We start from the raw sequence: 26,122 nt of genomic DNA, 5'->3' as shown, positions 1-26,122 counted from the left end.
AATAGACTAGACAAAACAGCAAAACCAGGAGGAGTTCTATGGGTGTAAAAAACGGGCAGGAATTCTTAAACCGTGTAAATCAGTTGAAGCCTGAAATATGGGTGGACGGTGCACAATTAAAGGGGCCGATTTCCGAATCCCCAGAGTTCAGAGGACTGCTGAAAACTAAATCTTCTTTATATGACTATCAAACCTTAGCCGAACATAAGTCCGAGATGACATACGATTCTCCTACATCCGGTGAAAAAGTAGGGATTTCTTTTTTGCAGCCGACCACGAAAGAGGACTTAAGAAAGCGCAGGGCAATGATTGAACAATGGGCCCGCCAAACCGCTGGGCTTATGGGTAGGAGTCCTGACTATTTGAATACGGTTCTTATGAGCTTTGCCAGCTCCTCACATTTTTTAGAAGGAAAAGAAAACTGCTTTCCCCAACATGTTCACTCTGCATATGAACGAGCGAGGGAACAAGACTTGACGTTCACCCATACATTCATCACCCCTCAAGTCAATCGGGCACCGATGTACTTCGAGACTTCCGATGAACCTATCTCCGCAAAAATTGTCGATACTACACAAGAAGGTCTCGTGATTAAGGGAGCGAAATTACTTGCAACGCAAGGCGGACTGACGGATGAAATCCTCGTCTTCAGTGCACCCAAGTTGCTCCCCGATCCCGACGAAGCCTTTGCATTCACACTTCCTTCAGATGCTGAGGGGGTGCGTTTCATCTGCAGGGAGTCCTTTGCGGGTACGGATTCCGCATTCAATTATCCACTGAGCTCCCGATTTGAAGAGATGGACTCGATTGTCGTGTTCGATAACGCACTCGTTCCATGGGATCGCGTTTTCTTTTATCGCAATACAGACGTGGCCTCTCAGTTCTTCGCATCCAGTTCCTTTCACCCATACACACTCCATCAGGTCATTACCCGACAGGTTGTCAAAACCGAATTCATGCTCAGTGTTGCGCAACTTCTTGTAGAGACGATAAATGTTGGCGGGTACTCGCACATCCAAGGGAAAGTTGCAGAAATCATGATCAGTTTAGAAACGTTGAAAGCATTGCTGGACAAATCCGAGCAAGATGCAGCGTTGGATCAGTGGGGGTATATGCGGCCCAGCATCGTACCGCTTCAAGTGGCAAGTAATATCTTCCCGATAGTCTATCCTCGCTTCAGCGAAATCATTCAGCTAATAGGTGCTAGCGGAATGGTGACCATACCTACCGAAAAAGCATTTCAATCTGAAATCCAACAGGACTTGGTACAGTATTTGCAAGGAGCAACTAAAACAGCTGAAGATCGAGTGAAAATTTTCAGACTCGCTTGGGATTTGACTATGAGTTCTTTCGGTACAAGACAAACTCAATATGAACGCTATTTTTTTGGAGACCCTATTCGTCTGGCTGGCCAACTGTACAATTCCTACACCTCTACCAGTGCTTTCCCTATGATCGAGTCTTTGTTAGGGCCGTTGGATTGCGGTTCTAAGTGATAGTGTCAAGAATCCGCACCGGTTATGAAGGAAAAACCGATTATGCTTACATGAAAGTAGTAGACCATACGAAAAAAACAGTCCACTCCTGTAAGGGAATGGACTGTTTGTAGTTGATGATTAACGTTTTGAGAACTGAGGTGCACGACGAGCGCCGCGAAGACCTGGCTTCTTACGTTCTTTCATACGTGGGTCACGTGTAAGTAGACCTGCAGCTTTTAGAGCTGGACGGAAATCAGGATCTACAGTTAACAACGCACGAGCTACACCATGACGGATGGCTCCTGCTTGACCTGTGTATCCTCCGCCGTTCACGTTTACGTGAATATCATAGCTTCCAAGTGTATCCGTAGTTACAAGTGGCTGCTTGATGATTTCGCGAAGTGTTTCAAATGGTACGTAGTCTTCTGCATCACGTTTGTTGATGATGATTTTACCTTCACCAGGAACTAAACGTACACGAGCTGTTGAACTTTTACGTCGGCCAGTGCCGATATATTGTACTTGTGCCAAAAGTGTTTCCTCCTCTTAATTACCCGCGAAGCTCAAATGCTTCAGGTTTTTGTGCTGCATGAGTGTGCTCTGGTCCAGCGAAAACGTGAAGCTTTTTAGCAGTTTGACGACCAAGTGGACCTTTTGGAAGCATTCCCTTGACAGCTAATTCAAGCATTTTCGTTGAATAGTTTGTGCGCATTTCTAGCGCTGTACGAGACTTAAGGCTACCTGTGTAACCTGAGTGACGGTAATATTTCTTGTCTTTCAATTTGTTACCTGTAAGCTGGATCTTTTCAGCGTTGATGATGATCACGTGGTCACCTGTATCAACGTTTGGTGTGAATGACGGTTTATGTTTACCGCGAAGTAATGTAGCGACTTCTGAAGCAAGACGTCCAAGCGTTTGGCCTTCAGCGTCTACTAGGAGCCATTTCCGCTCTACTTCGTGGCCTTTAGCCATGAATGTTGTACGCATAGTTTCATATCCTCCTAAATGAATATCAGTCTGTTCCGTTTTCTCTATCCCTAAACACAAATAAACTTTCGGGGCTTTTTGTGGGGTTATTGAAATACCAAAGATTATCTTACCGGTTATCGCACGAAAAGTCAAGCAGTTTTCATAAGAACACCTGGAAAAGTTGCTTTACCCTTCATACGTAACACTCATCAAATACAAACCGTGTGCCGGAGCGGTTTTTCCAGCTCGTTTGCGATCACGGGCTTCGAGAATTTCAGCCACTTCGTGCGGCTCGTTCCATCCGATTCCTACAGCGTAAAGAACCCCTGCAATCGTTCGCACCATATTATATAAGAATCCGTCGCCTTCGATGGTCAGAATGAGGTCATCGCCATTTTCCTCGATTTCAAGCATACGGATCGTCCGTACTTTGTTCGATGTCGCTGTTTGGGAAGAACAAAAGCTTGTAAAGTCATGCTTGCCAAGTAAATGCACCGCACCTTCCTGCATTCGTTTAAGATCCGGATCCCATCTCCCTAAATGGACGGAATAATTGCGGTCAAATGGACTTTGGATGGGCTTCCTCGTCCAGCGATATTGATACGTTTTCCCTTTCGCTGAGTAACGGGCATGAAAATCCTTATCTACTGGGTGGACAGAAAGGATCCGGATATCCTTAGGCAATAAGACGTTCAATGCCATTAGCCAACTATCTTCAGTGAGATTGAGGGGCGTATCAAAATGGATCACTTGACCCCACGCATGGACGCCCGCATCGGTTCTGCCGCTTGCCACGCTATGAATAGAATCGTCTTTATGCATCTTACGAAGTGCCTTGTCGATATCGGACTGTACCGTACGCATACTAGGCTGAGATTGATAACCAGAAAAATGAGTGCCGTCATAGGCAACGGTCGCTTTTATACGCATCATGCGTGTCCTCCCTTACCCTCTGAAATACAGCATGATGGCTGAAAGTACACCTAACAAAACAAGGACCATTGTGTCGCTCATCTGCCACTGCAACTTCCGGAAACGCGTCCTGCCTTCTCCTCCGCGGTAACCGCGGACTTCCATCGCCACTGCTAAGTCTTCCGCACGCTTAAATGCACTTACAAACAATGGAACGAGTAATGGAATGACAGCTTTAACACGCTGCTGAACACTTCCTGAACTGATATCCGATCCTCGTGCGAGCTGTGCTTTCAAGATTTTGTCTGTCTCATCCATTAAGGTAGGGATGAATCTCAAAGCGATGGACATCATCATAGCGAGCTCGTGTACGGGCAACTTCAGACGTTTCAGCGGATTAAGCAGCGTTTCCACGCCATCCGTAATGGAGATTGGCGAAGTTGTCAGTGTGAGTACAGTCGTCATCAATACTAATATGAAAAATCGTAACGAAATGTAAATCCCTTGGCGTAATCCTTCTTCATAAATAGTGATAAACTTCCAATGGAAGAGGACTTCCCCTTCACGTGTGAGAAACAAATGCATGAAAAGCGTGAATACAACGAGAAACAAGATCGGTTTGAGTCCGCCTAACAGAAATGGGATCCTGATTTTTGAGAGAAGGATAACAAACACTGTAAATCCAAATAATATGGCATAGGTCACTGTATTATTTGCTAAAAAAACTGCAAAGATGAACAAGAAAATGAAAATGAGCTTGGATCTCGGATCTAGACGATGCGTAATGGAATTTCCGGGTAAGTAGCGCCCGAAAATCATCTTCTCCATCATTTCAGCTCACCTGCTTCTTTAGCAAGCTCTGCAATCATTTCAGCAAGCTCTTCTTCGGTAAGCGCAGATTTAGGAAGTTTCTGATGAACTAACCGTTCAAAGTCCCTCTGAAACCTCACAGAACGGGGTAATTCCAAGCGGTACGCTGAAAGTTGCTCTCTATCCGTCAATACTTCTTCAGGTGGTCCAGCGAGGACTGCACGCCCTTCATGCATCACAATGACTTGCTCTGCATAGCGGGCAGCGTCCTCCATGCTGTGGGTAACTAAAATCGTTGTCAGACCCTCTTCCTTATGAAAACGTTCAAACAGCTCCATGATCTCCCGGCGCCCTTGCGGATCGAGTCCAGCAGTCGGTTCATCCAAAATGAGGACGGATGGTTTAAAAGCCAGCACCCCTGCAATTGCAACCCGCCTCATTTGACCGCCTGATAACTCAAACGGTGACTTGTCCGCAACGTCCGACGGCAAACCCAGCATCCCGATCAATTCATGTGCCCGCGCTCTAGCTTCCTCCTCAGGTATGCCAAAATTCAAAGGACCGAACATGATATCCTTTTCAACAGTCTCTTCGAATAACTGATGCTCAGGGAATTGGAAGACGATTCCTACATTCCGTCTGACATTCCGGAGTGCTTTCCCCTTCGTTTCAGATGTAATGAGCGTATCGCCCACTCGAACGGTACCTTCAGTGGGTTTTAACAGGCCATTCAAGTGCAAAAGCAAAGTCGATTTTCCAGACCCTGTATGCCCAATCACCGCTGTATAAGAACCCGTTTTAATCGTAGTATTAATGTCATGCAGCGCTTTCTTTTCAAAAGGGGTATTCGGTGCATATGCAAAATTCACTTGCTGAAATGAGATGTCCATAACTCGTTCACCAACTCGTTTTCTGACATATGGTTGCCTACTAACGGCAATCCTGCATCTCGCAATAGCTGAGAGAGGCGAAGAGCAAATGGCAAATCGAGTCCATGCTCTTGAAGTTTTGTTCCTTGTTCAAAGATAGAGGTCGGTGTTCCTGACGCAGCAAGTCGGCCTTGATTCATGACGAAAACCCGATCCGCAAGCAGGACCTCTTCCAAGTCATGTGTAATTGAGATGACCGTAAGACCGGTGGTATTACGCAGAGAAGTGATCAATTCAATCACTTCACTACGACCTTGGGGATCCAGCATCGATGTCGCTTCATCCAATATCAAGATTTTCGGATTCATCGCAAGCGCGCCGGCAATCGCTACACGTTGTTTTTGCCCTCCCGATAAATGGTGAGGTTCATGGCTATGATAATCCGACATCCCGACATCAGCGAGGGCCTCTTTCACACGTGTCTGCATGTCATCGTAAGGAATTCCATTATTCTCTAGGGCAAATGCAACATCATCTTGCACTGTGGCACCTACGAACTGATTATCGGGATTTTGAAACACGACACCCAGTTGCGAACGGACGTCCCATAGATTATCTTCCGTCAAAAGGTCCAAAAAGACATTGACTGTACCGCTTGCAGGAAAGAGTAAGCCAATCATCAACTTGGCAAGTGTCGATTTGCCTGATCCATTATGACCGACAATCGATACCCATTCGCCATCACGAACTGTAAAGGAGACGTCTTGGACCGCTTGTACGAAAACCTCTTCTTCAGTTTCATAAGCAAACGATACACCGTCCAATGACAAAACTTCCCGCATGACCCACCGCCCCTTTTCTTGTGAACTTATGTATGTATAGGTAGAAATTCAATAGAAGATTTCTATAAATAAAAAAAGCGCGCATCTCATCCGAAGAATGCGCAGCAAAATTTTCGATGCCGGGTGCTCAAGCCGTCACCGCGGATGAGATGCGTAGAGCTAGACCGAACAGAAACTCTGTCGATCATAACACTCAGCTTTTCATATTGTCGTATAAATCATTATGTGGAAAGAGGGTGTGGCTGTCGCCAGTCACACCCTCAAGTTCCTTACACGAGTTCGATGATTACAACAGGTGCTCCGTCTCCACGGCGCGGTCCCATCTTCATGATTCGTGTATATCCGCCCTGGCGTTCTGCGTAGCGCGGTGCAACATCATCAAATAATTTCTGGATAGCAAACGTTTTAGTTTCCTTACCTTCATCATCAGTACCAAGAATTACTTCACGGCGGATGAATTCAGCAACCTGACGACGTGCATGCAAGTCACCACGTTTACCAAGTGTAATCATTTTTTCAACAACTGAACGAAGCTCTTTCGCACGTGCTTCCGTTGTTTGGATGCGTTCGTGGATGATTAGGTCTGTTGCCAGGTCCCGCAGCATCGCTTTACGCTGTGAACTTGTGCGTCCAAGTTTTCTGTAACCCATAGAAGATTCCCTCCTTCAATCTAATTCTGCCATTAATCTTCAGAGCGTAATCCTAGATTCAACTCTTCCAATTTCAGCTTTACTTCTTCAAGTGACTTTCGGCCAAGATTGCGCACTTTCATCATTTCGTCCTCGGACTTGTTTGCAAGTTCCATAACGGTATTGATGCCTGCACGCTTCAGGCAGTTGTAAGAGCGAACAGAAAGATCCAATTCTTCGATAGTCATCTCAAGAACTTTCTCTTTTTGGTCTTCTTCTTTTTCTACCATGATTTCTGCAGTTTGTGCTTCGTCTGTCATGCCGACAAAAATATTTAAATGTTCCATCAGGATTTTCGCACCTAGTGAAACAGATTCTTTAGGACCAATACTGCCATCTGTCCATACATCCAATGTCAACTTATCAAAGTTTGTACTTTGACCGACCCGGGTATTTTCAACCTGGAAGTTTACACGGGAAACTGGTGTGTAGATAGAGTCGATCGGTATTACACCAATCGCAAGGTCATCACGTTTGTTTTGAACCGAAGGAACATAGCCTCTGCCTCTTACTGCATACATACGCATACGGAGGTGACCATTTTTCCCAAGTGTTGCAATGTGAAGATTCGGATTCAATACTTCAACATCACTGTCATGAGTAATGTCTGCAGCAGTTATCTTACCTTCGCCTTTAATATCTATCTCAATAACTTTTTCGTCATCAGAATAGATTTTAAGAGCCAATTGCTTCACGTTCAGAATAATAGTCGCTACATCTTCTACGACACCTTCGACTGTTGAGAACTCATGAAGAACGCCATCGATCTGAATCGATGTAACGGCAGCTCCAGGTAGAGAAGACAACAAAACGCGGCGTAACGAATTCCCTAAAGTGTTTCCATACCCTCGTTCCAAAGGTTCGATAACAAACTTACCAAACATGGAATCTTCAGCAACCATAACGGTTTCAATCTTCGGTTTCTCAATCTCGATCATTCATTTACCCTCCTTCAAAACGTCTGTGTGGGTCGTTCCTTATTGAAATCGATTTTTATAGACAGCAAAATGCAATCGCACAATTCATTCTTACCAAAAATTGTGTTTCTCAATCAATTGGAATAGAAACCATTATACACGACGACGTTTTGGAGGACGGCATCCGTTGTGCGGAACAGGCGTTACGTCACGGATAGCAGTTACTTCAAGACCAGCAGCTTGTAGTGAACGAATCGCAGCTTCACGTCCTGCACCAGGTCCTTTAACAGTAACTTCCAACGTTTTAAGACCGTGTTCCATAGAAGACTTCGCAGCAGTTTCTGCAGCCATTTGCGCCGCAAAAGGAGTAGATTTACGTGATCCGCGGAAACCAAGTGCACCAGCACTAGACCATGAAATTGCGTTTCCGTGAGTGTCAGTAATCGTTACGATAGTATTGTTGAACGTCGAGCGGATGTGTGCAATCCCGGATTCAATATTCTTTTTTACACGACGTTTACGAGTTTGTTGTTTACGTGCCATGTTCGAAAATACCTCCTTTACCTATTATTTCTTTTTGTTTGCTACAGTCCGCTTAGGACCTTTACGTGTACGTGCATTGTTTTTTGTGTTTTGTCCGCGTACAGGCAATCCACGACGGTGACGGATTCCACGGAAGCTTCCGATTTCCATCAAACGTTTGATGTTAAGTGAAGTTTCACGGCGAAGATCCCCTTCTACTTTCAATGCATCTAATTGTTCACGGATTTTGTCTAGTTCCGCGTCAGTTAAATCACGAACGCGTGTCTCTTCTGAAACTTCAGCTGCAGCAAGAACTTTCTGTGCTGTCGTTTTCCCAATTCCGTAGATGTAAGTCAATGAAATTACAACGCGCTTATCGCGCGGTACGTCTACACCAGCAATACGTGCCATATAGGTTGCGCACCTCCTTTATATTATCCTTGACGCTGTTTGTGCTTTGGATTTTCACAGATTACCATTACTCGGCCGCGTCTGCGAATAACTTTGCATTTTTCGCAGATCGGTTTTACAGATGGTCTTACTTTCATCTTACCCAACCTCCTTCATTAGTCCGGAGTTGCAAAATTTATTTGAAACGGTATGTGATGCGACCACGTGTTAAGTCATAAGGCGACAATTCAATTGTCACTTTATCACCAGGCAAAATGCGGATGAAGTGCATACGGATTTTACCGGATACATGTGCAAGCACAGTATGTCCGTTTTCCAATTCCACTTTGAACATCGCATTCGGCAACGTATCTATTACAGTACCTTCAATTTCGATTACGTCATCTTTCGCCATCAGCTCAGTCTCCCTTCTATATCCTATAAAGGCCCTCACCTTCCGAGCGGCATCAGTCGCTTTACAAGCTCCTTCAACATATGTCCGGTATGCGCGAGTGATGTTCGAAAAGACGCAAATCACAATTCATGCCAGTTTGCCGGTCCCGAAATGTTGTCTGGAACTTCAAATCGGTTCAAACATGACCGACAGTGCGCTTCTGATTTATCTGTCATAAGACAGCAAACCCACTCACAACAACACATTATACTCCGAAAAACAAGAAAATGCATGTGTAAAGTATCGAGCATCTACCTGCCGACTGTGGCCGAATTCCAGCTTAGCATCAATTGCTTTTGCAGCTCATTCTAATCATTTGCTCCTTCCGTACAGCAGAACGCTGCCGGACGTGATGCCCTGACGTCTGCATGCTTCGGAAAGGCTTAGTGAAGCTGAGTAGTTAACACAGCATCCACGTCGTGAAATACGTCATTAATGTCTTGCTGACCATCAATGTTTGTCAGCACGCCTTTTCCATCGTAGAACGATAGCAGCGGTGCAGATTGGTTCATATTTACTTCCAGACGGTTTGTGACGGTTTCCGGATTGTCATCAGCTCTTTGATAGAGTTCGCCACCGTCTTTATCACAGACGCCTTCAACCTTTGGCGGGTTGAATTCGAGGTGATAGGACGTTCCACAAACTTTACAGATCCGGCGACCCGTCAGCCGAGCAACAAGGAGTTCTTTGTCTACCTGGATGTTAAGTGCATGTTCGATTTTCCGGGACATTCCTTCAAGTATGCCATCAAGCGCTTCCGCTTGAGGAACAGTACGTGGGAAACCATCCAGTAGAAAACCGTTATCACAGTCAGGTTTGCGAAGACGCTCACTGACAATACCAATCGTAACTTCATCAGGGACAAGTGCGCCCTGATCCATATACGATTTAGCTTTGACTCCAAGTTCCGTGCCTTCTTGTATCGCAGCACGGAACATATCGCCTGTAGAAATATGAGGGATTCCGTACTTTTCGACAATTTTGTCAGCCTGAGTTCCTTTACCGGCACCAGGCAGACCCATTAATACGATGTTCATACGCCTTGCCCTCCATCGATATTCAAGCGGAGAGAACTTCACTTGAATTTATTTCATAAATCCTCTGTAGTGACGCTTAACCAATTGTGATTCAAGTTGCTTCATAGTTTCGAGGGCAACCCCGACAACGATCAGCAAGCTGGTACCACCGATTTGAGCGGACTGTGGAAGATTTGCAATTTCAATAATGATAATCGGCAGAACTGCGACAGTAGCAAGGAAAATCGATCCGACAAACGTCAGTCGATAGAGCGTGCTCGTCAAATAGTCCTGTGTGTTCTGACCAGGACGAATCCCAGGGATATAAGCCCCTTGTTTCTTCAAGTTATCTGCTACATTCTCAGGGTTAACCTGAACAAATGCATAGAAGTACGTGAAGGCAACGATCAGACCGATATACAGTGCCATGCCAGCTGGATGCGAGTAGTTGAGCACTCGTGTAATAGCAGCAACAGTACTGTTGTCACTGAAGAACGTGCCAAGTAATTGCGGCGTTGTAAAGAACGCAACCGCAAAGATGACCGGGATAACCCCTGCAGCGTTCAGTTTCAATGGTAGATGCGTTTGTTGTCCGGCAGAAGACTGCCCGCGACCCGTCACCCGTTTTGCATATTGAATTGGAATTTTACGCAGCGCTTCTTGGAAGTAAATCACGCCAACTGTAATTGCAACAACTGCAACTAGTAACAAAGCCATCATAGCAATACGAAGGAACAAAGCGTCCCCTGCATCTTGGATCTGTGATACATACAATTGGTTGATCGCATTCGGAATACCAGCAACGATTCCGGCGAAGATAATGATTGAAATACCATTACCGACACCTTTCGCTGTAATCTGCTCGCCGAGCCAGAGAAGGAATGCGGTACCCGCAGTCAACACTAGAGCAATGACGATATAAGTCGAAACTCCATTGTCTTCAACAAGTCTTCCTTGGAACATTTGGTTAAATCCAAATGACATTGCAATCGCTTGGATAAACGCAAGAATCATGGTGAAGTAGCGAGTGAATTGAGCAAGTTTACGTCTTCCGACATCACCTTGTTTAGCCCACTCTGAAAACTTCGGTACAACGTCCATCTGCAAAAGCTGCACGATGATTGAAGCTGTGATGTAAGGCATGATCCCCATGGCAAAGATCGAGAACTTGGAAAGCGCTCCTCCGCCAAAGATGTTCAAGAATCCAATAAATTGATTGTCCGATTGCTGGAGCGCAGTCGCATCCACGTTCGGTACCGTGATGAACGTACCGAGACGGAATACGATGAGCAATAGCAGTGTGAAAATAATTTTAGACCGTATCTCTTTTACTCGCATGAAGTTTGAGATTGTCTGAAACATTATACCACCTCGACTTGCCCGCCCGCTTTCTCGATCGCTTCTTTAGCAGAAGCAGAGAATTTATGAGCTCTGACAGTAATCTTCTTCTCAAGAGTCCCATTACCAAGAATCTTAATACCGGATTTCTCATTGCTCACAATACCTGTTTCAATCAACAATTCTGGTGTTACTTCTGTGCCTTCATCGAAACGATTTAACGTCTCAAGATTTACGATGGCATATTCTTTACGGTTAATGTTCGTAAATCCGCGCTTAGGTAGACGTTGGAAAAGTGGAAGTTGACCACCTTCGAATCCAAGACGTACACCACCGCCTGAACGAGAGTTTTGACCGTTATGACCTCTGCCAGATGTCTTACCTGATCCAGACCCCATACCACGACCAACACGTTTGCGTTCTTTACGAGCACCTTCTGCAGGTTTCATTTCGTGTAATTTCATCTTTCGGCACCTCCTTATTCAAGAATAACTGATTATTGTTCGCTGACAGTTACCAAATGGCTGACCTTGTTGATCATGCCGCGGATTGCGACATTATCCTGGTGCTCAACCGTTTGGTTCATTTTGCGAAGTCCAAGTGCTTCAACTGTTTTACGTTGTGCTGGCTTAGCGCCAATCACGCTTTTAGTAAGGGTGATTTCAAGTTTATTTGCCATTGTGTTTCCCCCCTTAACCTAACAGTTCTTCTACGGATTTGCCACGTAGCTGTGCTACATCTTCAGCACGCTTCAAATTCGTCAATCCCTGGATTGTAGCACGTACCATATTGATTGGTGTGTTAGATCCAAGTGATTTAGAAAGGATATCCGTGATTCCTGCAAGTTCAAGTACCGCACGGACTGGTCCGCCGGCGATAACGCCTGTACCTGGTGCAGCCGGTTTGATGAGAATGTTGCCTGCTCCAAAATGTCCGATGATCTGGTGAGGCGTTGTGCCTTTGACCATTGGTACTTCGATTAGGTTCTTTTTCGCATCTTCGATTGCTTTACGGATTGCATCTGGAACTTCTTGCGCTTTTCCAGTTCCGAAACCAACGCGGCCGTTTTTATCACCAACAACGACTAGAGCAGTAAAACGGAAACGACGTCCGCCTTTTACAACTTTAGCTACGCGGTTGATGGTAACTACGCGCTCTTCGAATTCACTTTTGTTTTGTTCATTACGACGCATGGAATATGTCCCTCCTTCTTAATTAAAATTCAAGTCCATTTTCGCGTGCAGCGTCAGCTAGTGCTTTAACGCGGCCGTGGTATAGATAGCCTCCGCGGTCGAATACGACAACTTTGACGTTCTTTTCTATCCCTTTTTTCGCAATCAATTCGCCCACTTTAATAGCTGCGTCTGCATTGGATGAAGAATCCGCTGAGAATTCTTTATCCATTGTAGATGCGCTTGCAAGTGTTACACCGTTTGCATCATCAATAAGCTGTGCATAGATGTGTTTGTTTGAACGGTATACGTTCAAGCGAGGACGCTCAGCAGTACCGTTGATTTTTGTACGGACACGTGAATGCCGTTTTCTACGAACAACGTTCTTATCTTGTTTTGTGATCACTCGAGGTCACTCCTTCCAGATGCCTACGCGGCATTATTTACCTGTTTTACCTTCTTTGCGTCGAACAACTTCGCCTTCGTACTTAATACCTTTACCTTTATACGGCTCTGGTGGACGTACTTTGCGGATGTTAGAAGCAAGGGCACCAACGCGTTCTTTGTTAGTACCGCGAACGATAATTTTAGTGTTAGCAGGCACTTCAACTTCGATGCCCTCTTCCGGTGTGAATTCAACCGGCTGTGAGTAACCTACGTTCAATACAAGTTTCTTACCTTGCATTTGAGCACGATACCCGACACCTACTAGTTCAAGCGCACGCTCGAAACCAGTTGATACTCCAGTTACCATGTTTGCTAGAAGCGAACGTGTAGTACCGTGCATCGAACGGTGTTCTTTCGATTCAGATGGACGTGTCAAAGTGATCACGTTACCTTCTTGTTCGATCTTTATGTCATTCATAAATGTATTTGTAAGTTCGCCTTTCGGTCCTTTAACTGTAACGAAGTTATTCTCATCGATTGTAACTGTTACATTTTCAGGCACCTCAATTGGACGTTTACCAATTCGGGACATTAGTTTGCACCTCCATTCAATTGTTACAGATTACCAAACGTAAGCGACGACTTCTCCGCCAACTTGTTTAGCGCGAGCTTCTTTGTCAGTCAAAAGACCGTTAGATGTTGAAACAAGGGCGATACCTAGTCCGTTCAACACTCTTGGAACTTCTGTCGACTTTGCATATACACGAAGACCAGGCTTAGAAATACGCTTGAGTCCAGTGATTACGCGTTCTTCGTTTTTACCATATTTAAGGAAAATGCGGATGATGCCTTGTTTGCTGTCTTCCACATATTCTACGTCGCGGACGAAACCTTCACGTTTGAGGATTTCTGCGATCTCTTTTTTAAGGTTTGAAGCAGGTACTTCAAGCTTCTCGTGACGAACCATATTGGCGTTACGGATGCGAGTAAGCATATCTGCGATCGGATCACTCATTGTCATTACATTAACCTCCTTCCCAGAATGGGGTTTACCAGCTTGCTTTTTTAACGCCAGGAATTTGTCCTTTGTATGCGAGTTCGCGGAAACAAATACGGCAAAGTTTAAACTTCCGATATACTGAGTGCGGACGCCCACAGCGCTCACAACGTGTATATTCTTGGACTTGGAACTTTGGTGTACGTTTCTGTTTTGCGATCATTGATTTTTTAGCCACGTTTTTACGCCTCCCTTATGTTTACTTTTGGAACGGCATGCCGCACTGCGCTAGCAACTCACGAGCTTCCTCGTCTGAGTTGGCAGTCGTAACGATGACGATATCCATTCCGCGTACTTTAGACACTTTATCGAAGTCAATTTCCGGGAAAATCAGTTGTTCTTTCACACCAAGTGTGTAGTTACCGCGTCCGTCGAATGATTTATTCGATACGCCACGGAAATCGCGTACACGTGGAAGTGATACTGCGATCAACTTGTCCAGGAACTCATACATGCGTTCTCCACGTAGAGTAACTTTTGTTCCGATAGGCATTCCTTCACGAAGACGGAATCCAGCGATAGATTTCTTAGCTTTAGTTACGACTGGCTTTTGACCTGAGATAATTGTCAAGTCTTCCACAGCAGCATCAAGTGCTTTTGTGTTTTGAACCGCGTCGCCAACACCCATGTTAATAACAATCTTATCAACTTTAGGTACTTGCATTACAGATGTATAGTTGAACTTGCTCATGAGAGCAGGAGTGATTTCTTTTTGGTATTTATCCTTTAATCGGCTCATAACAGAAGAACCTCCCTTCTTAGAGAGTTATTTTTTGAGTTCTTTTTTACTAATTTGGTCGATGACTTCGCCGGACTTCTTAGCAACACGAGACTTAATACGGAATGTCTTATCGCCTTCGGTTTTTTCTTCGAACTTGTAACCGATACGTGTTGGTTCGCCAGACTTAGGATCAACAAACATTACGTTAGAAACGTGAATTGCAGCTTCAAGGCTTACAATACCACCTTGCGGATTCGCTTGGTTAGGCTTTGTATGCTTTTTGACAATGTTCACGCCCTCAACGAGGATTCGTTCTTTGTTCGGGAATACTGAAAGGATGACACCTGTCTTCCCTTTGTCTTTCCCAGAGATAACTTTTACTTTATCGCCTTTTTTAATGTGCATTCTGTTGCACCTCCTTGATTGGCACTGCTCTTAATTAAAGTACTTCTGGAGCAAGAGAAATGATTTTCATGAAGTTGCTGTCGCGCAATTCGCGTGCAACTGGTCCGAAAATACGTGTTCCACGAGGGCTCTTGTCGTCACGAATGATGACACAAGCATTCTCATCGAATGTGATATAAGATCCATCTTTACGACGCATACCGCTCTTAGTACGAACGATAACCGCTTTAACGACTTCACCCTTCTTAACAACGCCACCTGGTGTTGCTTTCTTAACTGTAACAACGACTACGTCGCCGATGTTAGCAACTTTACGGCCTGAACCGCCAAGAACTTTAATTGTAAGCACTTCACGTGCGCCAGAGTTATCTGCGACTTTCATGCGGGATTCCTGTTGAATCAATTTGGTTACCTCCCCTCGGATACTGTGTTCCGAACGTTATTAGATGATGACCGCTTTTTCGACTACTTCTAGAAGGCGGAAACGCTTTGTAGCTGATAACGGACGAGTTTCCATAATACGGACTACATCGCCGATTTTAGCTTCGTTCATTTCATCATGTGCTTTATATTTTTTAGAATACTTTACACGCTTGCCATACAAAGAATGCTTTTTGTGTGTTTCTACCATTACCGTTACCGTTTTATCCATTTTGTCGGAAACAACACGGCCTGTGTATACTTTGCGTTGGTTACGCTCAGTCATGGCTGCAACCTCCTTCATCAGTTATTTGCACTGATTTCTCTTTGACGTATTACTGTTTTCATGCGCGCAATCGATTTGCGTACTTCACGGATGCGTGCAGTGTTTTCTAATTGTCCTGTCGCTAACTGGAAGCGAAGGTTGAAAAGCTCTTCTTTCAGTGATTTCACTTTTTGCTCGATCTCTGCAGTTGTCAAGTCACGGATTTCATTAGCTTTCATTAGATTCACCACCAATTTCTTCACGTTTTACAAACTTACACTTAACAGGAAGTTTGTGCGCTGCAAGGCGGAGTGCTTCACGAGCTGTATCTTCAGATACGCCTGCGATTTCAAACATAACTCGGCCAGGTTTTACTACTGCTACCCATCCCTCAACAGCACCTTTACCAGAACCCATTCGAACTTCGAGAGGCTTCTTAGTATACGATTTGTGTGGGAAAATATTGATCCAAACTTTACCGCCACGTTTCATGTAACGTGTCATTGCGATACGTGCTGATTCGATTTGACGATTCGTGATCCATGCAGCCTCAAGAGACTGAAGGCCGAACTCCCCGAATTGAACCGTTGCGCCGCCTTTTGTCTGTCCGCGCATTTTGCCGCGGAATACACGACGATGTTTTACTCGCTTTGGTACTAACATGATTAGTTGCCTCCTTCCCCAGAGTTCTTCTTCACTGGAAGGACTTCTCCACGATAGATCCATACTTTAACGCCAAGTTTACCGTATGTTGTATCAGCTTCAGCATGTGCATAATCGATATCTGCACGAAGTGTATGAAGTGGGACAGTTCCTTCGCTGTAGTGTTCTGCACGCGCGATGTCGGCTCCGCCAAGACGTCCGGATACTTGAGTTTTGATACCCTTTGCTCCAGAACGGATTGTACGTTGGATAGCCTGCTTTTGTGCGCGGCGGAATGATACGCGGCTTTCTAGTTGACGAGCGATTGATTCTGCAACCAATTTCGCGTCAAGATCAGCACGCTTAATTTCAACGATGTTAATGTGTACACGCTTGCCAGAGATTTCGTTAAGCTGTTTACGAAGTGCTTCCACTTCAGTACCACCTTTACCGATAACCATACCAGGCTTAGCTGTGTGAATTGTAATGTTTACTTTCTTCGCAGCTCGCTCGATTTCTACTTTAGAAACTGAAGCGTCTACTAACCGTGTTTCGATGTATTTGCGGATTCTAAGGTCTTCGTGCAAGAGAGTCGCATAGTCTTTTTCTGCATACCATTTCGAATCCCAGTCACGAATTATACCGACCCGCAGACCGTTAGGATGTACTTTTTGACCCACGAATTATCCCTCCTTCTTTTCAGATACCACTACAGTGATGTGGCTTGTGCGTTTGTTAATCGCGCTCGCACGGCCTTGCGCACGTGGACGGAAACGTTTCATAGTAGGACCTTCGTCAACGAATACTTCGCTAACAATTAGGTTCTCTAGATCCATTTCGTAGTTGTGCTCAGCATTAGCGATAGCTGAATTCAATACTTTTTCTACGACTGGAGATGCCGCTTTTGGCGTCAAACGTAGAATCGCGACAGCTTCACCGATTTTCTTGCCCCGGATAAGATCAACGACTAATCGGACTTTACGAGGAGCAATACGGACTGTGCGCGCAGATGCTTTAGCTTGTTGCATCAGAAATTCCTCCTCTCAATTAGCGTTTCGTTTTCTTATCATCGGCACCGTGGCCTCTGTAAGTACGGGTAGGTGCGAACTCACCTAGTTTGTGGCCGACCATGTCTTCAGTGATGTAGACAGGTACGTGTTTGCGTCCGTCATATACAGCAATTGTCAATCCGATGAAGGATGGGAACACTGTAGAACGACGTGACCAAGTCTTGATGACTTGTTTCTTTTGTGCATCTTTTTGAGCATCGACCTTTTTAAGCAAATGATCATCTGCGAAAGGTCCTTTTTTCAAGCTGCGGCCCATTTCGTTACCTCCCTTTGTGTTCGTACTACGGCCCAACCATTGAACCGCAGTGCAATCACATTATTTTTTGCGACGACGAACGATAAGTTTGTCGGATTTGTTTCTCTTAGAACGAGTTTTGTAACCAAGAGTTGGCTTGCCCCAAGGTGTAACTGGGCTTGGACGACCGATTGGAGTACGTCCTTCACCACCACCGTGTGGGTGATCGTTCGGGTTCATGACAGATCCACGTACAGTTGGGCGTTTACCCATCCAGCGTGAACGTCCTGCTTTACCGATGTTGATGAGTTCGTGTTGCTCGTTACCCACTTGACCGATTGTAGCACGGCAAGCTGACAAGATCATACGAACTTCACCAGATTGCAGACGGATGATGACGTATTTGCCTTCACGGCCTAGCAATTGTGCAGATGTACCAGCTGAACGAACTAATTGTCCGCCTTTACCAGGTTTCATCTCGATGTTGTGAATAGTAGAACCCATTGGAATGTTTTCAAGTGGAAGCGCGTTCCCTACACGGATATCCGCTTCAGGTCCTGACATGATTGTCGTTCCAACTGTCAATCCTTTTGGAGCTAAGATATAACGCTTTTCTCCATCAGCATAGTTGATCAATGCGATGTTAGCAGAACGGTTCGGATCGTATTCGATCGTAGCAACGCGTCCTGGTATGCCATCTTTCCGGCGTTGGAAGTCGATGACACGGTATTGGCGCTTGTGGCCTCCACCTTGGTGACGAACTGTAATCCTACCTTGGTTGTTACGGCCGCCTTTACGTTTGACTGGCTCAAGCAAAGATTTTTCCGGCTTGCTTGCAGTGATTTCAGCGAAATCTGAAGTCGTCATGTTACGGCGTCCGTTGGAGGTAGGTTTGTATTTCTTAATCGCCATTTGTATTCCCTCCTTCGTTTATTGTGATTAGACCTCGAATAATTCGATGTCTTTAGAGTCAGCAGTTAACGTAACAATCGCTTTACGGCGCTTGTTCGTGTAACCAGCATGTTTACCCATACGTTTGAATTTACCTTTGTAATTCTGGACATTCACTTTTTCCACTGTTACTCCGAAGATTTCTTCGATAGCTTGTTTGATGTGCGTTTTGTTTGCACGAGTATCAACTTCGAAAGTGTACTTGTTGAATTCCATAGCTTCAGAAGATCGCTCGGTAATGACCGGACGCTTCAATACATCACGTGCTTCCATTAACCAAGCACCTCCTCGATTTTTTTGACAGCATCTTTAGTCAAGATTAGTTGATCGTGACCAACTAGATCTAGAACGTTGATACCGTTAGCTGTAACGACGCTGATTCCAGGGATGTTACGAGCAGACAATGCTACTGTTTCATCAAGGTCAGCAGTTACGAATAATGCTTTTTTGCTGATAGACAAGTCTTTCAGCACTTTCGTGAATTCTTTTGTCTTTGGTGCATCGAAAGCCAAAGCTTCTAATACGACCATTTCTTCGTCACGTACTTTTGAAGATAAAGCAGATCGAAGTGCAAGACGACGGACTTTCTTCGGCATCTTGTAGCTGTAGCTACGTGGTGTTGGTCCGAATACGATACCGCCTCCACGCCATTGTGGAGATCTGATTGAGCCCTGACGAGCACGACCTGTCCCTTTTTGACGCCATGGTTTACGACCACCGCCAGCTACTTCAGCGCGAGTTTTAACTTTGTGGTTCCCTTGACGCAATGATGCGCGTTGTTGAACCAATGCTTCGAAAAGGACTGCTTCATTCGGCTCAATTCCGAATACAAGTTCACTCAATTCGATTTCGCCTGCTGCAGATCCAGTTTGATTCACTACGGATACTTTTGGCATTAGTATTTCCTCCTTCCTTCGTTAATTAGTTCCCTTTGATCGCGCTTTTCACTTCTACAAGTGATTTACGTGAACCTGGAACGTTACCTTTTACTAGTAGCAAGTTGCGCTCTGTGTCAACTCGTACGATTTCAAGGTTTTGGATTGTTACTGTTTTGCCACCCATACGGCCTGGCATTTTTTTACCTTTGAATACACGTTGAGCATCAACCGAACCGATTGAACCTGGTGCGCGGTGGTGTCTAGATCCGTGGCTCATTGGTCCACGTGAGAAACCGTGACGCTTAATGACACCTTGGAAACCTTTACCTTTTGATACTCCTGTGATATCGATGATTTCGCCTTCTGCGAATGTATCGACTTTGACTTCCTGACCAACTTCGTACCCAGCTACGTCGACTCCGCGGAATTCGCGAATGAAGCGCTTAGGTGTCGTTTCAGCTTTTGCAACGTGGCCCATTTCTGGTTTGTTGGAAAGCTTTTCACGTTTGTCTTCGAACCCGAGCTGGATTGCTTCGTAGCCGTCTGTTTCGATTGTCTTCTTTTGAAGAACAACGTTTGGAGCAGCTGCAATTACAGTTACGGGGATCAAATCGCCGTTTTCAGCAAAAATTTGCGTCATACCGACTTTTCTTCCTAAGATTCCTTTGGTCATTTGTCACACCTCCTGATTAATTTGTTTTTAGTATTATAATTTGCCATTAAAGTTTGATTTCAATGTCTACGCCAGATGGTAAGTCAAGCTTCATCAAAGCGTCTACAGTTTGTGGTGTCGGATTGACGATATCGATCAGACGCTTGTGAGTACGCATTTCAAACTGCTCACGTGAGTCCTTGTATTTGTGGACCGCACGAAGAATTGTGTACACCGAACGTTCTGTCGGCAATGGAATCGGACCTGATACACTAGCTCCGGAACGCTTTGCAGTTTCTACAATCTTTTCAGCTGATTGATCAAGCACACGGTGATCATAAGCTTTCAAACGGATACGAATCTTTTGTTTTGCCATTATTTTCCCTCCTTCTCGCCTATTTTCTAGACATTCTCCACGGAAATTTTCCTACACACATGCCATGGCAAAGCGGCCGGGTGTGTCGGTAACCTCCCGCTTCATCGCAGTCAAAGACCAACACTAAACATTATACACATAAAAAAAGAATGTCGCAATAGGTTTAGCGATATTCTTTAACAACTTTTATAGTATATTACGAAATGGCGATAGATGCAACTAATTTGTTGAGATTGTTTGCAAGTAAGACGTTTTTCCAAAGGAGAGTATCTGATACATGCTTGCTCTTTACAAAATGCCTTTTTAAGATGATTTTGTCACTTGGGTTTACTGCACTTCACTTAAAATATTTTTGAAATGGACTGTCTCTGATGAAGGCCGCCTCAAAATTAATTGTGAGTCGTTTTCTCTTGGGCTGCGGTTTACTTCGTCATCATTAATCAATTGGTTTTGAATGTAGGGGTTATTTTGTGGGACTGAGTGAAGTCGGTTGATTTAATCAGCGAGGATCACTGGGAGTTGAACGAGTTATGAAACCTATGATTTGTTTTCTTATTTACAAACAACTTTCGATGTTTATGATCACTCTCCCACGGCCTATGAGCGCTTTCCCTTGTTTATGATCACTCTCCCACGGCTTATGAGCGCTTTCCCTTGTTTATGATCACTCTCCACGGCTTATGAGCGCTTTCCCTTGTTTATGAGCATTCTCAACGGCTTATGAGCGTTTTCCCTTGTTTATGAGCATTCTCAACGGCTTATGAGCGCTTTCCCTTGTTTATGATTACTTTCCACTAATTATGAACTCGAAAGCCAGCTCATCCGCATTTCAATACAACCTATTGCCATCTCCCAATATCCCTTCCTAACACCTATTCTCGATTGATGTTAGTGCAGGAATTCAACCCATTAAAAAACCCGCCACAAGGGCGGGTTTAAAGGTTTTACTTAACGATTGTAGCTACAACGCCAGCTCCAACTGTACGTCCACCTTCACGGATTGAGAATTTAGTACCTTCTTCAATCGCGATTGGAGAGATCAGTTCAATTGTCATTTCAACGTTGTCGCCAGGCATAACCATTTCTACGCCTTCTGGAAGAGAAATGATTCCAGTTACGTCAGTTGTACGGAAGTAGAACTGCGGGCGGTAGTTTGAGAAGAATGGAGTGTGACGTCCACCTTCTTCTTTTGATAGAACGTAAACTTCAGACTTGAAGTTTGTGTGCGGCGTGATAGTACCTGGCTTAGCAAGTACTTGTCCACGCTCGATGTCTTCACGTGCTACACCACGAAGCAATGCTCCGATGTTGTCGCCAGCTTCTGCATAGTCAAGAAGCTTACGGAACATTTCTACACCAGTTACAGTTGTAGATTTAGGCTCTTCAGTCAAACCGATGATGTCAACAGTGTCGCCGACTTTAACTTGTCCACGCTCAACACGGCCAGTTGCAACTGTACCGCGTCCAGTGATTGAGAATACATCCTCGACAGGCATCATGAATGGTTTTTCAGTGTCGCGCTCTGGAGTTGGGATATAGCTATCAACAGCGTCCATAAGTTCAACGATTTTTTCTTCCCATGCTTCTTCGCCTTCAAGCGCTTTAAGTGCTGAACCTTTGATAACAGGAATGTCATCGCCAGGGAAGTCGTATTCAGAAAGAAGATCACGGATTTCCATTTCAACTAGCTCAAGAAGTTCTTCGTCGTCTACCATGTCACATTTGTTCATGAAGACTACCAAGTAAGGTACGCCTACTTGACGTGAAAGAAGGATGTGCTCACGAGTTTGTGGCATTGGGCCGTCAGCTGCAGATACAACTAGGATTCCGCCGTCCATTTGAGCAGCGCCTGTGATCATGTTTTTAACATAGTCGGCGTGACCTGGGCAATCTACGTGTGCGTAGTGACGAGTTGCTGTTTCGTATTCAACGTGTGAAGTATTGATTGTGATTCCACGCTCTTTTTCTTCTGGTGCGTTATCAACGTCAGCGTATGAACGTGCTTCTCCGCCACCGCGCTTTGCAAGTACTGTTGCGATTGCAGCAGTCAAAGTTGTTTTACCATGGTCAACGTGACCGATTGTACCAACGTTAGCGTGCGTTTTGGAACGATCGAATTTTTCTTTAGCCATTTTGGAGTTCCTCCTCTAAATTGAGTATGATTTTAGTTTTATAGTTATGGAGCGAAGGCCGCGCGACCTCCGTTTCCATAGCTTACAAGGTAGTTATACTTGATTTATAGCCAAATTTCAATTATTGGCCTTTATTTTTCTTGATGACTTCTTCAGCAATTGATTTCGGCACTTCTTCGTAGTGGTCGAAAGTCATTGAGAATACGCCACGTCCTTGCGTGTTCGAACGGAGAGATGTCGCATAACCGAACATTTCTGCCAAAGGAACCATTGCACGAACGACTTGTGCATTACCACGTGCGTCCATTCCTTCTACGCGTCCACGACGAGAAGTGATGTCACCCATAATATCTCCCATATATTCATCCGGGATGATGACTTCAACTTTCATTGTAGGCTCAAGAAGTACAGGATCACATTTCGCTACAGCATTTTTCAATGCCATAGATGCTGCGATTTTGAAGGCCATTTCGTTCGAGTCAACATCATGGTAAGAACCGTCGAATAGACGAGCCTTGATGTCGATCAAAGGATAACCTGCAAGGACACCGTTATTAAGGGAGTCACGTACACCTGCTTCGATTGCTGGAATGTATTCACGAGGAACAACTCCACCAACGATGTTGTTCTTGAATTCAAATCCTGCGCCCTCTTCGTTTGGTTCGAACTCGATCCAAACGTGACCGAACTGTCCACGTCCACCGGACTGACGTACGAATTTACCTTCGACTTCAGCACCCTTGCGGAATGTTTCACGATACGATACTTGAGGAGCACCCACGTTTGCATCCACTTTGAATTCACGACGCATACGGTCTACGATGATGTCCAAGTGGAGCTCACCCATACCTGCGATAATGACTTCACCAGTTTCCTGGTCAGTGTGTGCACGGAACGTTGGATCTTCTTCTTGAAGTTTACCAAGAGCTTGTCCCATTTTGTCTTGATCGGCCTTTGTTTTCGGCTCAATCGCAACAGAGATAACCGGCTCAGGGAATACCATAGATTCAAGAATGATCGGCGCTTTGTCGTCACAAAGCGTATCGCCCGTTCCTGTATCTTTAAGTCCAACAGCCGCAGCGATCTCGCCTGAGTGAACTTCTGATATTTCTTCACGGTGGTTAGCGTGCATTTGTAGAATACGACCTACGCGCTCACGCTTGTCTTTAGTTGAGTTCTTGATGTAAGAACCCGATTGCAAGACTCCTGAATATACACGGAAGAATGTAAGTTTACCGACATAAGGGTCAGTCATAACTTTAAACGCAAGTGCTGAGAATGGTGATTCGTCACTCGGGTTACGCACTTCGTCTTCTTCAGTTTCAGGGTTGAATCCAATCATTGGTGGTACATCAGTTGGAGCTGGCAAGTAGTCGATGACAGCATCAAGCACAAGTTGAACTCCTTTGTTTTTGAAAGCAGTACCACAAACAACTGGGAAGAATTCTACAGCCAATGTTGCTTTACGGATTGCATTTTTAAGTTCGTCGACTGAGAGTTCTTCTCCGCCAAGGTATTTTTCCATGAGGACTTCATCGAAATCTACAATAGCTTCAACCAAACGCTCACGAGCTTTTTCTGCATCCGCACGGTATTCTTCAGGGATCTCTCCAACTTCAACGTTCATTCCAGTATCATCCGGATAGAAGTTAGCTTTCATTTCGACTAGGTCGATGATCGCTGAAAACTCATCTTCCGCACCAATTGGTAATTGGATTGGGTGAGCATTCGCTTGAAGACGCTCGTGGAGTGTACCTACCGAGTAAAGGAAGTCAGCACCCGTTTTGTCCATTTTGTTGACAAATACGATACGTGGAACGCCGTATGTTGTCGCTTGACGCCAAACTGTTTCAGTCTGTGGTTCAACGCCTGATTGTGCATCAAGGACCGTTACTGCGCCATCAAGTACACGAAGTGAACGTTCAACTTCAACTGTGAAGTCTACGTGCCCCGGAGTATCGATGATGTTTACGCGGTGGCCTTTCCAGCTTGCAGTTGTCGCAGCTGAAGTGATTGTGATTCCACGCTCTTGCTCCTGCTCCATCCAGTCCATCTGAGACGCACCTTCGTGCGTTTCTCCGATTTTGTGGATACGACCTGTGTAATAAAGGATCCGCTCAGTCGTTGTTGTTTTACCAGCATCGATGTGAGCCATGATACCAATGTTACGAGTATTCTCTAAGGAGAACTCTCTACCCATTTTGTATTGCTCCTTCCATATAGGAATAACGATTTGATGAACGAGTGGATTTTACCAGCGGTAGTGAGCGAATGCTTTGTTCGCTTCTGCCATCTTGTGCATTTCTTCACGGCGCTTAACAGATGCGCCTGTGTTGTTTGATGCATCAAGGATTTCGTTCGCAAGACGTTCTTCCATTGTCTTTTCACCACGAGTACGTGAATAGTTCACGAGGTAACGGAGACCAAGAGTCGTACGTCGCTCTGGACGAACTTCAACTGGTACTTGATAGTTAGCTCCACCTACACGGCGTGCACGAACTTCAAGAACTGGCATTACATTGTTAAGTGCTGCTTCGAATACTTCGATCGGATCATTTCCAGAGCGTTCTTTAACAAGTTCAAACGCACCGTATAAAATTTTCTGAGAAGTACCTTTTTTACCGTCTACCATCATTTTGTTGATGAGGCGGCTGACAAGCTTCGAATTATAAATCGGATCTGGCAAAACGTCACGTTTTGCAACTGGACCTTTACGAGGCATGGGGTGTTCCTCCTTTCAAAATAGTTGCTTTTTTATTATTTTTTCTCTTTTGGCTTTTTCGCACCGTAGTGTGAACGACTTTGCATACGGCCAGTAACACCAGCAGTATCAAGTGCTCCACGTACGATGTGGTAACGAACACCTGGTAAGTCTTTCACTTTTCCTCCACGGATTAGAACAACACTGTGCTCTTGAAGGTTGTGACCTTCACCAGGGATATAAGCGTTAACTTCCAATGTGTTTGTCAAACGAACACGAGCATATTTACGAAGAGCCGAGTTAGGCTTCTTCGGAGTCATTGTGCCCACACGAGTGCAGACACCTCGTTTTTGTGGCGAGTTGACATTTGTCATTGACTTTTTGAAACTATTATACGTTTTTCCAAGTGCCGGAGCTTTTGAACCGCTAGTTTTCGACTGGCGAGGTTTGCGGACCAATTGGTTAATTGTAGGCATCGGTTTTTCCTCCTTCCAACTTCTTTTTAAGACCACACATCCAGGTGGTTCATTTTTTGGGTAAAAACAAAGGCTTTGCACATTTTTTTGCGCAAAAACCGTTAATCAGTGAGGACGACCACTGATGCAGCTACTTGAATGCCACATGCTTTTCCAAGTTTGTCCCGTGAATCAACATATGTTACGAGGACTCCTTGATGAGCTGCTTCTTCAATTACAGGAGTGGTTACCCGCTCATCTGCATCTTGTGCAATGAAGACTTCATGCGCCTTATTCAGACGAATCGTTTTCACCGCTTGCTTTGTACCGATGATCAGCTTCTTTGCCTGAGTGACTTTATCATAAGACATAATGTCATCCTCCAAAGTACAGACA

41 protein-coding genes are annotated in these 26,122 nt (G+C 44.9%); 1 reads left to right on the top strand and 40 read right to left on the bottom strand.

Going from position 1 to position 26,122, the window contains the following annotated elements:
* Positions 1–38 precede the first annotated feature (38 nt).
* A complete protein-coding gene (hpaB, locus tag ABE021_RS08850; RefSeq protein WP_430288118.1) occupies positions 39–1,496 on the top strand; it encodes a 4-hydroxyphenylacetate 3-monooxygenase, oxygenase component in 1,458 nt (485 codons plus the stop codon).
* A 120-nt stretch (positions 1,497–1,616) separates the two neighbouring features.
* Here hpaB and rpsI read toward each other — a convergent pair whose 3' ends face one another.
* The 40 genes from rpsI to ABE021_RS08650 all read right to left on the bottom strand — a co-directional run bounded on the left by rpsI (position 1,617) and on the right by ABE021_RS08650 (position 26,097).
* A complete protein-coding gene (rpsI, locus tag ABE021_RS08845; protein ID WP_317935564.1) occupies positions 1,617–2,009 on the bottom strand; it encodes a 30S ribosomal protein S9 in 393 nt (130 codons plus the stop codon).
* A 19-nt stretch (positions 2,010–2,028) separates the two neighbouring features.
* On the bottom strand, positions 2,029–2,466 hold the full coding sequence (rplM, locus tag ABE021_RS08840; RefSeq protein ID WP_430288116.1) for a 50S ribosomal protein L13: 438 nt from the start codon (positions 2,464–2,466) through the stop codon (positions 2,029–2,031).
* Positions 2,467–2,634: 168 nt separating this feature from the next.
* The gene (truA, locus tag ABE021_RS08835; RefSeq protein WP_430288114.1) at positions 2,635–3,381 is read right to left on the bottom strand and encodes a tRNA pseudouridine(38-40) synthase TruA; all 747 of its coding nucleotides are present in this window, start codon (positions 3,379–3,381) and stop codon (positions 2,635–2,637) included.
* Between the two features lie 12 nt (positions 3,382–3,393).
* The gene (locus ABE021_RS08830) at positions 3,394–4,191 is read right to left on the bottom strand and encodes an energy-coupling factor transporter transmembrane component T family protein (RefSeq protein WP_430288113.1); all 798 of its coding nucleotides are present in this window, start codon (positions 4,189–4,191) and stop codon (positions 3,394–3,396) included.
* On the bottom strand, positions 4,188–5,060 hold the full coding sequence (locus ABE021_RS08825) for an energy-coupling factor ABC transporter ATP-binding protein (protein WP_430288112.1): 873 nt from the start codon (positions 5,058–5,060) through the stop codon (positions 4,188–4,190). Before ABE021_RS08825 ends, ABE021_RS08830 begins: the two co-directional genes overlap by 4 nt.
* Positions 5,036–5,881 carry an energy-coupling factor ABC transporter ATP-binding protein gene (locus tag ABE021_RS08820; protein WP_430288111.1) on the bottom strand — a complete coding sequence of 282 codons (846 nt, stop codon included), beginning with the start codon at positions 5,879–5,881 and terminating at the stop codon, positions 5,036–5,038. The genes ABE021_RS08825 and ABE021_RS08820 overlap by 25 nt, the downstream gene beginning before the upstream one ends.
* Before the next feature lie 269 nt (positions 5,882–6,150).
* Positions 6,151–6,531 carry a 50S ribosomal protein L17 gene (gene rplQ, locus ABE021_RS08815; RefSeq protein ID WP_430288110.1) on the bottom strand — a complete coding sequence of 127 codons (381 nt, stop codon included), beginning with the start codon at positions 6,529–6,531 and terminating at the stop codon, positions 6,151–6,153.
* Between the two features lie 32 nt (positions 6,532–6,563).
* A complete protein-coding gene (locus ABE021_RS08810) occupies positions 6,564–7,508 on the bottom strand; it encodes a DNA-directed RNA polymerase subunit alpha (RefSeq protein ID WP_430288109.1) in 945 nt (314 codons plus the stop codon).
* Between the two features lie 132 nt (positions 7,509–7,640).
* Positions 7,641–8,030: a 30S ribosomal protein S11 gene (rpsK, locus tag ABE021_RS08805; RefSeq protein ID WP_039043300.1), complete on the bottom strand. Its 390-nt coding sequence runs from the start codon at positions 8,028–8,030 to the stop codon at positions 7,641–7,643.
* A gap of 24 nt (positions 8,031–8,054) precedes the next feature.
* Positions 8,055–8,420 carry a 30S ribosomal protein S13 gene (gene rpsM / locus ABE021_RS08800; protein WP_430288108.1) on the bottom strand — a complete coding sequence of 122 codons (366 nt, stop codon included), beginning with the start codon at positions 8,418–8,420 and terminating at the stop codon, positions 8,055–8,057.
* A gap of 23 nt (positions 8,421–8,443) precedes the next feature.
* Complete coding sequence (gene rpmJ / locus ABE021_RS08795) at positions 8,444–8,557, bottom strand: 50S ribosomal protein L36 (RefSeq protein WP_076758849.1); 114 nt, start codon at positions 8,555–8,557, stop codon at positions 8,444–8,446.
* 38 nt (positions 8,558–8,595) lie between these two features.
* On the bottom strand, positions 8,596–8,814 hold the full coding sequence (gene infA, locus ABE021_RS08790) for a translation initiation factor IF-1 (RefSeq protein ID WP_025783842.1): 219 nt from the start codon (positions 8,812–8,814) through the stop codon (positions 8,596–8,598).
* 422 nt (positions 8,815–9,236) lie between these two features.
* Positions 9,237–9,890 carry an adenylate kinase gene (locus ABE021_RS08785; RefSeq protein WP_430288106.1) on the bottom strand — a complete coding sequence of 218 codons (654 nt, stop codon included), beginning with the start codon at positions 9,888–9,890 and terminating at the stop codon, positions 9,237–9,239.
* Positions 9,891–9,938: 48 nt separating this feature from the next.
* Positions 9,939–11,231 (bottom strand): preprotein translocase subunit SecY, encoded by a 1,293-nt coding sequence (gene secY, locus ABE021_RS08780; protein ID WP_430288105.1) that lies wholly within the window; start codon positions 11,229–11,231, stop codon positions 9,939–9,941.
* Positions 11,231–11,671, bottom strand: coding sequence for a 50S ribosomal protein L15 (gene rplO, locus ABE021_RS08775; RefSeq protein ID WP_025783845.1), 441 nt, complete (start codon positions 11,669–11,671; stop codon positions 11,231–11,233). Before rplO ends, secY begins: the two co-directional genes overlap by 1 nt.
* A 32-nt stretch (positions 11,672–11,703) precedes the next feature.
* A complete protein-coding gene (gene rpmD, locus ABE021_RS08770) occupies positions 11,704–11,886 on the bottom strand; it encodes a 50S ribosomal protein L30 (protein ID WP_040285498.1) in 183 nt (60 codons plus the stop codon).
* Between the two features lie 13 nt (positions 11,887–11,899).
* On the bottom strand, positions 11,900–12,400 hold the full coding sequence (rpsE, locus tag ABE021_RS08765) for a 30S ribosomal protein S5 (protein ID WP_191688669.1): 501 nt from the start codon (positions 12,398–12,400) through the stop codon (positions 11,900–11,902).
* Between the two features lie 22 nt (positions 12,401–12,422).
* Positions 12,423–12,785: a 50S ribosomal protein L18 gene (gene rplR, locus ABE021_RS08760; RefSeq protein ID WP_430288104.1), complete on the bottom strand. Its 363-nt coding sequence runs from the start codon at positions 12,783–12,785 to the stop codon at positions 12,423–12,425.
* A 33-nt stretch (positions 12,786–12,818) separates the two neighbouring features.
* Complete coding sequence (gene rplF, locus ABE021_RS08755) at positions 12,819–13,358, bottom strand: 50S ribosomal protein L6 (RefSeq protein ID WP_430288103.1); 540 nt, start codon at positions 13,356–13,358, stop codon at positions 12,819–12,821.
* Positions 13,359–13,388: 30 nt separating this feature from the next.
* On the bottom strand, positions 13,389–13,787 hold the full coding sequence (gene rpsH / locus ABE021_RS08750) for a 30S ribosomal protein S8 (protein ID WP_191688672.1): 399 nt from the start codon (positions 13,785–13,787) through the stop codon (positions 13,389–13,391).
* 28 nt (positions 13,788–13,815) lie between these two features.
* Positions 13,816–14,001, bottom strand: coding sequence for a 30S ribosomal protein S14 (gene rpsN, locus ABE021_RS08745; protein ID WP_025783851.1), 186 nt, complete (start codon positions 13,999–14,001; stop codon positions 13,816–13,818).
* 21 nt (positions 14,002–14,022) lie between these two features.
* Positions 14,023–14,562 (bottom strand): 50S ribosomal protein L5, encoded by a 540-nt coding sequence (gene rplE, locus ABE021_RS08740; RefSeq protein ID WP_025783852.1) that lies wholly within the window; start codon positions 14,560–14,562, stop codon positions 14,023–14,025.
* A gap of 27 nt (positions 14,563–14,589) precedes the next feature.
* Positions 14,590–14,949: a 50S ribosomal protein L24 gene (gene rplX, locus ABE021_RS08735; RefSeq protein WP_191688673.1), complete on the bottom strand. Its 360-nt coding sequence runs from the start codon at positions 14,947–14,949 to the stop codon at positions 14,590–14,592.
* A 34-nt stretch (positions 14,950–14,983) separates the two neighbouring features.
* On the bottom strand, positions 14,984–15,352 hold the full coding sequence (rplN, locus tag ABE021_RS08730) for a 50S ribosomal protein L14 (RefSeq protein ID WP_025783854.1): 369 nt from the start codon (positions 15,350–15,352) through the stop codon (positions 14,984–14,986).
* Between the two features lie 39 nt (positions 15,353–15,391).
* Positions 15,392–15,655: a 30S ribosomal protein S17 gene (gene rpsQ / locus ABE021_RS08725; RefSeq protein ID WP_025783855.1), complete on the bottom strand. Its 264-nt coding sequence runs from the start codon at positions 15,653–15,655 to the stop codon at positions 15,392–15,394.
* A gap of 17 nt (positions 15,656–15,672) precedes the next feature.
* Positions 15,673–15,873, bottom strand: coding sequence for a 50S ribosomal protein L29 (gene rpmC / locus ABE021_RS08720; protein ID WP_025783856.1), 201 nt, complete (start codon positions 15,871–15,873; stop codon positions 15,673–15,675).
* Positions 15,863–16,297, bottom strand: a complete 435-nt coding sequence (gene rplP / locus ABE021_RS08715) for a 50S ribosomal protein L16 (RefSeq protein ID WP_430288101.1) — start codon at positions 16,295–16,297, stop codon at positions 15,863–15,865. Before rplP ends, rpmC begins: the two co-directional genes overlap by 11 nt.
* A gap of 2 nt (positions 16,298–16,299) precedes the next feature.
* Positions 16,300–16,956, bottom strand: a complete 657-nt coding sequence (rpsC, locus tag ABE021_RS08710) for a 30S ribosomal protein S3 (protein ID WP_430288099.1) — start codon at positions 16,954–16,956, stop codon at positions 16,300–16,302.
* 3 nt (positions 16,957–16,959) lie between these two features.
* Positions 16,960–17,304, bottom strand: coding sequence for a 50S ribosomal protein L22 (gene rplV / locus ABE021_RS08705; RefSeq protein ID WP_191688674.1), 345 nt, complete (start codon positions 17,302–17,304; stop codon positions 16,960–16,962).
* A gap of 19 nt (positions 17,305–17,323) precedes the next feature.
* The gene (gene rpsS / locus ABE021_RS08700; protein WP_191688675.1) at positions 17,324–17,602 is read right to left on the bottom strand and encodes a 30S ribosomal protein S19; all 279 of its coding nucleotides are present in this window, start codon (positions 17,600–17,602) and stop codon (positions 17,324–17,326) included.
* A gap of 60 nt (positions 17,603–17,662) precedes the next feature.
* Positions 17,663–18,493 (bottom strand): 50S ribosomal protein L2, encoded by an 831-nt coding sequence (gene rplB, locus ABE021_RS08695; protein WP_430288098.1) that lies wholly within the window; start codon positions 18,491–18,493, stop codon positions 17,663–17,665.
* A 27-nt stretch (positions 18,494–18,520) separates the two neighbouring features.
* A complete protein-coding gene (rplW, locus tag ABE021_RS08690) occupies positions 18,521–18,805 on the bottom strand; it encodes a 50S ribosomal protein L23 (RefSeq protein ID WP_430288097.1) in 285 nt (94 codons plus the stop codon).
* Complete coding sequence (gene rplD / locus ABE021_RS08685; RefSeq protein WP_323691774.1) at positions 18,805–19,428, bottom strand: 50S ribosomal protein L4; 624 nt, start codon at positions 19,426–19,428, stop codon at positions 18,805–18,807. Before rplD ends, rplW begins: the two co-directional genes overlap by 1 nt.
* Before the next feature lie 25 nt (positions 19,429–19,453).
* Positions 19,454–20,083 carry a 50S ribosomal protein L3 gene (gene rplC / locus ABE021_RS08680; protein WP_191688678.1) on the bottom strand — a complete coding sequence of 210 codons (630 nt, stop codon included), beginning with the start codon at positions 20,081–20,083 and terminating at the stop codon, positions 19,454–19,456.
* A gap of 46 nt (positions 20,084–20,129) precedes the next feature.
* The gene (gene rpsJ, locus ABE021_RS08675) at positions 20,130–20,438 is read right to left on the bottom strand and encodes a 30S ribosomal protein S10 (RefSeq protein ID WP_025783865.1); all 309 of its coding nucleotides are present in this window, start codon (positions 20,436–20,438) and stop codon (positions 20,130–20,132) included.
* A gap of 944 nt (positions 20,439–21,382) precedes the next feature.
* Positions 21,383–22,570: an elongation factor Tu gene (gene tuf / locus ABE021_RS08670; RefSeq protein ID WP_430288096.1), complete on the bottom strand. Its 1,188-nt coding sequence runs from the start codon at positions 22,568–22,570 to the stop codon at positions 21,383–21,385.
* 121 nt (positions 22,571–22,691) lie between these two features.
* Positions 22,692–24,770: an elongation factor G gene (gene fusA / locus ABE021_RS08665; RefSeq protein ID WP_430288095.1), complete on the bottom strand. Its 2,079-nt coding sequence runs from the start codon at positions 24,768–24,770 to the stop codon at positions 22,692–22,694.
* 51 nt (positions 24,771–24,821) lie between these two features.
* Entirely contained in the window at positions 24,822–25,292 is a 471-nt protein-coding gene (rpsG, locus tag ABE021_RS08660) for a 30S ribosomal protein S7 (protein WP_025782820.1), read from the bottom strand.
* Between the two features lie 35 nt (positions 25,293–25,327).
* Positions 25,328–25,747 carry a 30S ribosomal protein S12 gene (gene rpsL / locus ABE021_RS08655; protein WP_116018354.1) on the bottom strand — a complete coding sequence of 140 codons (420 nt, stop codon included), beginning with the start codon at positions 25,745–25,747 and terminating at the stop codon, positions 25,328–25,330.
* A gap of 101 nt (positions 25,748–25,848) precedes the next feature.
* The gene (locus tag ABE021_RS08650) at positions 25,849–26,097 is read right to left on the bottom strand and encodes a ribosomal L7Ae/L30e/S12e/Gadd45 family protein (RefSeq protein ID WP_430288093.1); all 249 of its coding nucleotides are present in this window, start codon (positions 26,095–26,097) and stop codon (positions 25,849–25,851) included.
* Positions 26,098–26,122: the final 25 nt, after the last annotated feature.

The sequence above is a fragment of the Sporosarcina gallistercoris genome, assembly GCF_050459885.1.
GTDB classification, from domain to species: domain Bacteria; phylum Bacillota; class Bacilli; order Bacillales_A; family Planococcaceae; genus Sporosarcina; species Sporosarcina gallistercoris_A.
The sequence above is the reverse complement of the archived record's forward strand: the minus strand, read 5'-3'. Positions and strand labels throughout refer to the sequence as shown.

Bases quoted from the DNA above. Each gene is read 5' to 3' on its own strand.
- tuf (WP_430288096.1), bottom strand. From the start codon at position 22,570: ATGGCTAAAGAAAAATTCGATCGTTCCAAAACGCACGCTAACGTTGGT.
- ABE021_RS08820 (WP_430288111.1), bottom strand. From the start codon at position 5,881: ATGCGGGAAGTTTTGTCATTGGACGGTGTATCGTTTGCTTATGAAACT.
- fusA (WP_430288095.1), bottom strand. From the start codon at position 24,770: ATGGGTAGAGAGTTCTCCTTAGAGAATACTCGTAACATTGGTATCATG.
- rpsJ (WP_025783865.1), bottom strand. From the start codon at position 20,438: ATGGCAAAACAAAAGATTCGTATCCGTTTGAAAGCTTATGATCACCGT.
- rpmD (WP_040285498.1), bottom strand. From the start codon at position 11,886: ATGGCAAATAAACTTGAAATCACCCTTACTAAAAGCGTGATTGGCGCT.
- rpsK (WP_039043300.1), bottom strand. From the start codon at position 8,030: ATGGCACGTAAACAACAAACTCGTAAACGTCGTGTAAAAAAGAATATT.
- rplQ (WP_430288110.1), bottom strand. From the start codon at position 6,531: ATGGGTTACAGAAAACTTGGACGCACAAGTTCACAGCGTAAAGCGATG.
- secY (WP_430288105.1), bottom strand. From the start codon at position 11,231: ATGTTTCAGACAATCTCAAACTTCATGCGAGTAAAAGAGATACGGTCT.
- rplW (WP_430288097.1), bottom strand. From the start codon at position 18,805: ATGGAAGCACGTGATGTATTGAAGCGTCCGGTCATTACCGAGCGATCT.
- ABE021_RS08830 (WP_430288113.1), bottom strand. From the start codon at position 4,191: ATGATGGAGAAGATGATTTTCGGGCGCTACTTACCCGGAAATTCCATT.
- rpmJ (WP_076758849.1), bottom strand. From the start codon at position 8,557: ATGAAAGTAAGACCATCTGTAAAACCGATCTGCGAAAAATGCAAAGTT.
- rpmC (WP_025783856.1), bottom strand. From the start codon at position 15,873: ATGAAAGCTAATGAAATCCGTGACTTGACAACTGCAGAGATCGAGCAA.
- rplB (WP_430288098.1), bottom strand. From the start codon at position 18,493: ATGGCGATTAAGAAATACAAACCTACCTCCAACGGACGCCGTAACATG.
- rplV (WP_191688674.1), bottom strand. From the start codon at position 17,304: ATGCAACAAGCTAAAGCATCTGCGCGCACAGTCCGTATTGCTCCTCGT.
- rpsL (WP_116018354.1), bottom strand. From the start codon at position 25,747: ATGCCTACAATTAACCAATTGGTCCGCAAACCTCGCCAGTCGAAAACT.
- rpsM (WP_430288108.1), bottom strand. From the start codon at position 8,420: ATGGCACGTATTGCTGGTGTAGACGTACCGCGCGATAAGCGCGTTGTA.
- rplD (WP_323691774.1), bottom strand. From the start codon at position 19,428: ATGCCAAAAGTATCCGTAGTGAATCAAACTGGATCTGCAGCAGGCGAA.
- rplC (WP_191688678.1), bottom strand. From the start codon at position 20,083: ATGACCAAAGGAATCTTAGGAAGAAAAGTCGGTATGACGCAAATTTTT.
- hpaB (WP_430288118.1), top strand. From the start codon at position 39: ATGGGTGTAAAAAACGGGCAGGAATTCTTAAACCGTGTAAATCAGTTG.
- ABE021_RS08825 (WP_430288112.1), bottom strand. From the start codon at position 5,060: ATGGACATCTCATTTCAGCAAGTGAATTTTGCATATGCACCGAATACC.
- ABE021_RS08810 (WP_430288109.1), bottom strand. From the start codon at position 7,508: ATGATCGAGATTGAGAAACCGAAGATTGAAACCGTTATGGTTGCTGAA.
- rpsQ (WP_025783855.1), bottom strand. From the start codon at position 15,655: ATGACTGAGCGTAACCAACGCAAAGTATACACAGGCCGTGTTGTTTCC.
- infA (WP_025783842.1), bottom strand. From the start codon at position 8,814: ATGGCGAAAGATGACGTAATCGAAATTGAAGGTACTGTAATAGATACG.
- rpsG (WP_025782820.1), bottom strand. From the start codon at position 25,292: ATGCCTCGTAAAGGTCCAGTTGCAAAACGTGACGTTTTGCCAGATCCG.
- rpsH (WP_191688672.1), bottom strand. From the start codon at position 13,787: ATGACAATGAGTGATCCGATCGCAGATATGCTTACTCGCATCCGTAAC.
- rplX (WP_191688673.1), bottom strand. From the start codon at position 14,949: ATGCACATTAAAAAAGGCGATAAAGTAAAAGTTATCTCTGGGAAAGAC.
- rplP (WP_430288101.1), bottom strand. From the start codon at position 16,297: ATGTTAGTACCAAAGCGAGTAAAACATCGTCGTGTATTCCGCGGCAAA.
- rplE (WP_025783852.1), bottom strand. From the start codon at position 14,562: ATGAGCCGATTAAAGGATAAATACCAAAAAGAAATCACTCCTGCTCTC.
- ABE021_RS08650 (WP_430288093.1), bottom strand. From the start codon at position 26,097: ATGTCTTATGATAAAGTCACTCAGGCAAAGAAGCTGATCATCGGTACA.
- rplF (WP_430288103.1), bottom strand. From the start codon at position 13,358: ATGTCCCGAATTGGTAAACGTCCAATTGAGGTGCCTGAAAATGTAACA.
- rpsS (WP_191688675.1), bottom strand. From the start codon at position 17,602: ATGGGCCGCAGCTTGAAAAAAGGACCTTTCGCAGATGATCATTTGCTT.
- ABE021_RS08785 (WP_430288106.1), bottom strand. From the start codon at position 9,890: ATGAACATCGTATTAATGGGTCTGCCTGGTGCCGGTAAAGGAACTCAG.
- rplO (WP_025783845.1), bottom strand. From the start codon at position 11,671: ATGAAATTACACGAAATGAAACCTGCAGAAGGTGCTCGTAAAGAACGC.
- rpsE (WP_191688669.1), bottom strand. From the start codon at position 12,400: ATGCGTCGTAATGAACAAAACAAAAGTGAATTCGAAGAGCGCGTAGTT.
- truA (WP_430288114.1), bottom strand. From the start codon at position 3,381: ATGATGCGTATAAAAGCGACCGTTGCCTATGACGGCACTCATTTTTCT.
- rplM (WP_430288116.1), bottom strand. From the start codon at position 2,466: ATGCGTACAACATTCATGGCTAAAGGCCACGAAGTAGAGCGGAAATGG.